The sequence below is a fragment of the Streptococcus sp. DD11 genome (assembly GCF_001578865.1).
GTDB lineage: Bacteria > Bacillota > Bacilli > Lactobacillales > Streptococcaceae > Streptococcus > Streptococcus panodentis.
In genome coordinates this window covers 196,615-200,695 of sequence record NZ_KQ969397.1, presented here as the reverse complement: position 1 = coordinate 200,695, position 4,081 = coordinate 196,615, and the positions used below count along the sequence as shown (strand labels likewise).

The following is a 4,081-nucleotide window of genomic DNA, read 5'->3' as shown; positions in this document are numbered from 1 at the left end:
GGTCAGGGCTATGGCGAATTTACCATGGTTTATGAGACCAGATACAAGCCGCAGATTGAGCGGAGCTATTTTAAGGTCCGCATCGAGCTGGATGATCAGGGGCAGGTGGATACCAAGAAGAGCAGGATGACCTACTGGAAGACGGAAACGGAAGAATTTAAAAAAGGCGGCTGATTTTTCTGTCAGCTGTTTTTTGGGGCCAGTGAAGCGGTGCGGCTGCTTCTTTCTTTTTTGAAGATTTTTGATTTTTGGACTTTCAAATATAGCTATTGCAGTGGCTTTGTGGTAAAATATAGGACGGGTGTCCAAACGATTTCTTTCGAGAAGGAAGACGGCATTTAGCAATGAAAGCAGGAGGCAGATATGATTGATCATTTTGGAATTCGAGTGAAGGATTTGGGAGTCAGCAAGGCCTTTTATCAGAAGCTACTAGCGCCTTTGGGCTATAAAATTGCCTTTGATATACCTCAGGCGGTGAGTTTTGCAGAGCCGCGCACAGCGCCAGCTGGGGACTTTTGGCTGAGTCAGGGAGAGTCAGAGCCAACGCACTTTGCCTTCAATGCTGAGACGAGAGAGCAGGTAGATGCCTTTTATCAGGAAGGGCTTGCGGCCGGCGGTCAGGACAATGGCGGTCCGGGCATTCGTCCACACTATCATCAGCCTTATTATGCAGCTTTCATCCTAGATCCAGATGGTAATAATATCGAGGCTGTCTGCCATCAAGAATAAAAATAGAAAAGAGAAAAAACGTGTCTAAAAAAACTGTATCCATTATTGATGTGAAAAACCATGTTGGTGAGGAAATCACTATTGGTGCCTGGGTGGCCAACAAATCCGGCAAGGGCAAGATTGCTTTCCTGCAGCTGCGGGACGGCTCCGCCTTTTTCCAAGGAGTCGCTTTCAAGCCGAACTTCATTGAGAAATTCGGCGAAGAAGAAGGGCTGGCTAAGTTTGATACAATTAAAAAACTCAGTCAGGAAACCTCTGTTTTGGTCAAGGGGATTGTCAAGGAAGACGAGCGCTCTAAGTTTGGCTATGAGCTGGATATTACAGATATTGATGTCATCGGCGAGTCAACTGACTATCCTATCACGCCTAAGGAGCATGGGACGGACTTTCTCATGGACAACCGCCATCTCTGGCTGCGTTCCCGCAAGCAGATGGCCATGATGCAGATCCGCAATGCCATCATCTATGCGACCTATGACTTTTTTGATCAAAACGGCTTTATCAAGTTTGACAGTCCGATTCTCTCTGGCAATGCAGCAGAAGATTCGACCGAGCTGTTTGAAACGGACTATTTTGGCAATCCTGCCTTTCTCAGTCAGTCTGGCCAGCTCTACTTAGAGGCTGGTGCCATGGCCCTGGGCCGTGTTTTTGACTTCGGTCCGGTTTTCCGCGCCGAAAAGTCTAAGACCCGCCGTCATCTGACGGAGTTTTGGATGATGGATGCGGAGTATCCTTTTGTCACTCATGAAGAGTCATTGGATCTGCAGGAAGCCTATGTCAAGGCCTTGATTCAAGGTGTCTTGGACCGGGCGCCGCATGCTCTGGAAGTGCTGGAGCGCGACACCGACCTGCTGCAAAAGTATGTGTCAGAGCCATTTAAGCGCATTTCCTATGATGAGGTCATCGACCTCCTGCAGGAGCATGAAAAGGATGCCGATGCTGACTATGAGCACATTGAGCGGGGGGATGACTTTGGTTCACCGCATGAAACCTGGGGTTTCCAACTACTTTGGCGTACCAACCTTTGTCACTAACTATCCTGCTGCTATCAAGGCCTTTTACATGAAGCCAGTGCCGGGTAATCCTGAGCGCGTGCTCTGTGCGGACCTATTGGCACCGGAAGGCTATGGTGAAATCATCGGCGGTTCCATGCGTGAAGAGGACTACGATGCCTTGGTTGCTAAGATGGATGAGCTGGGCATGGACAAGTCAGAATATGAATTTTACCTAGATCTTCGGAAGTATGGCTCTGTCCCTCACGGTGGATTTGGTATCGGTATTGAGCGCATGGTGACCTTTGTGGCAGGTACCAAGCATATCCGCGAAGCGATTCCATTCCCACGGATGCTGCATCGGATTAAGCCATAAACAGAATGAAAAAACGCCTGCGTGGCGTTTTTTGGCAGGTCAAAAGTAAGAAAAGCAGAAGAAATCCACTCAGGAGAGGAGAAATATGTTCAAAAAATCTTACAGAAGCAATATCGGCCTGCTGGCTGGAGTTGAGTTTTTGGCTTCTTTGGCATTGTCAGCTTTTGGCTCCTCTTTCTGCATCAGAATGGCATGTCCCTGCTGCAGATTGGGCTTTTGGAGAGCATTTTCCATGCGACCAGCGTCCTCTTTGAAATCCCGTCGGGCCTGCTGGCTGACCGTTTTTCCTACAAGAGCAATCTTTATCTGAGCCGGCTGGCCAGCATCCTGTCTTGCATCCTCATGCTGGCGGGGCAGGGAAATTTTTGGATCTATGCTCTGGCTATGATTCCCAATGCTTTGGCCTATAATTTTGACTCGGGAACAGCGACGGCTATGCTCTATGATTCAGCTGTAGAAGGAGGACTCAAGGAGCATTTTCTGAAAATTTCCAGTTTCATATCTGGTGTTGCTGAAGCGACCATTTCCCTTGGGACTGTTCTTGCTGGCTTTTTTGTTCACGGCTATCTGCATGTGACCTACTATATCATGATTGGCCTTTCGCTCTTGGTTATGCTTCTGATTAGTTTTTTGAAAGAGCCTCAACGCCAGCATCAGAAAGCAGAAGTGCTGACCATGGGGAAGATTATCGGCACGGTCCGGTTGGAATTTAAAAACAGGCCCAGTCTTTTTGTCTGGATGATTATTTTTCAGATTGTGGGTGTACTCATGTGCATGTTTTACTTTTACTATCAAAAAGAGCTGCCTGAGCTTGCCAGCTGGCAGATTTCAGCAGTCATGCTGGCCGGAAGCGGCTTCAATATCCTAGCTGTGGCTTTGGCAAGCCGGATTGGCAAGTCTTGGCCCTCGCTGAAGCTGTTTCCTCTTATGGCTGCAGCAACTGGAGCCGTCTTTATTTTGAGCATGCTGGGGACACCTTTGGTCTATATCCTTGTCTATCTGCTCAGCAATACTCTCTATGCCCTTTACCAGCCTGTCTTTTCCAATGATTTGCAGGAATACCTGCCCAGTCCGGTCCGGGCTACCATGCTCAGTGTCAACTCTATGCTGTTCAGCCTGAGTATGATTGTTATTTTCCCTATTACCGGCTGGCTGATTGACAGTCTGGGGTTTCGCATGACCTTCATTTCTCTGGGTGTCTTCCTGCTTTTGCTGACGCCTTTTCTGCAGCAGGCCCTGAAAAGAGTCGCCAGAGGTCTTAGGCATAGTCCAGAAAAGATTTCTTGATTTTCTATTTGTTTGTTTAATAGAACTGAAATATTTTTTGCTATCATTTTATCAGGAGGTGCGGATATGACACTGGAAGATGATGTTCAGCTTGAAAAGGAGCTGAAAGAGATAAAAATCAAGGCAGAGGAAGAGGCTCTGGTGGAGATAGATGGGATACTGAAATCCCATAAGGAGATGCTGGAGCAGGCCAGACAGCGGCAGCGGGATTTTGAGAAATTGCAGGCCCTGCTGGATGCTTTTGCTGAGACTTTTCCGCAGAATGAGGAATTTGAGCAGAAAGCTGCCAACTTTCGGCAGAAGATAAAAAATCTGGAAAACACTTTGGACAATGAGTTTGAAGCCTTGCAGCAGCACAGCTACCGCTTGGACGAAGAAAAGGGCTATCTGCGCTATCAAAAAAAGAAACTGGCTGAGGACTATGATTGATCCATTTTCCAGCATAGCTGAGCAGGTTGAGACGGGCTGTCTCAGCCTTTTTTGGTCTCTCATTCAGAAATGCTCTTTGAAACTCTCTTCAAACTAGGACAGCGAGGCTGAGACAAACTCCCATGATGGCTGAGTCCTCACCCACAGAGGGATGCATCTTTTGGAAGATACTGTATAAAAGTTCTTCAGTCTCGCTATGTTTTGGTAAAAAACTCTTGACGCGGCAGCTGATTGCTCAAAAGCTCCAGTGGAGCTTTTGAGGTTATAG

General features: G+C 47.5%; 2 protein-coding genes and 2 pseudogenes. All 4 read left to right on the top strand.

The window, feature by feature from the left end; genetic code table 11:
• Window positions 1-363 precede the first annotated feature (363 nt).
• Window positions 364-729, top strand: a complete 366-nt coding sequence (locus tag STRDD11_RS12030) for a VOC family protein (RefSeq protein WP_128837478.1) — start codon at window positions 364-366, stop codon at window positions 727-729.
• 20 nt (window positions 730-749) lie between these two features.
• Window positions 750-2,097: pseudogene (gene asnS, locus STRDD11_RS12025) on the top strand (asparagine--tRNA ligase).
• Between the two features lie 85 nt (window positions 2,098-2,182).
• A pseudogene (locus tag STRDD11_RS12020) lies at window positions 2,183-3,384 on the top strand (MFS transporter).
• A gap of 66 nt (window positions 3,385-3,450) precedes the next feature.
• The gene (locus STRDD11_RS12015) at window positions 3,451-3,813 is read left to right on the top strand and encodes a hypothetical protein (protein ID WP_128837477.1); all 363 of its coding nucleotides are present in this window, start codon (window positions 3,451-3,453) and stop codon (window positions 3,811-3,813) included.
• Window positions 3,814-4,081 lie beyond the last annotated feature (268 nt).

Bases quoted from the DNA above. Each gene is read 5' to 3' on its own strand.
- STRDD11_RS12030 (WP_128837478.1), top strand. From the start codon at position 364: ATGATTGATCATTTTGGAATTCGAGTGAAGGATTTGGGAGTCAGCAAG.
- STRDD11_RS12015 (WP_128837477.1), top strand. From the start codon at position 3,451: ATGACACTGGAAGATGATGTTCAGCTTGAAAAGGAGCTGAAAGAGATA.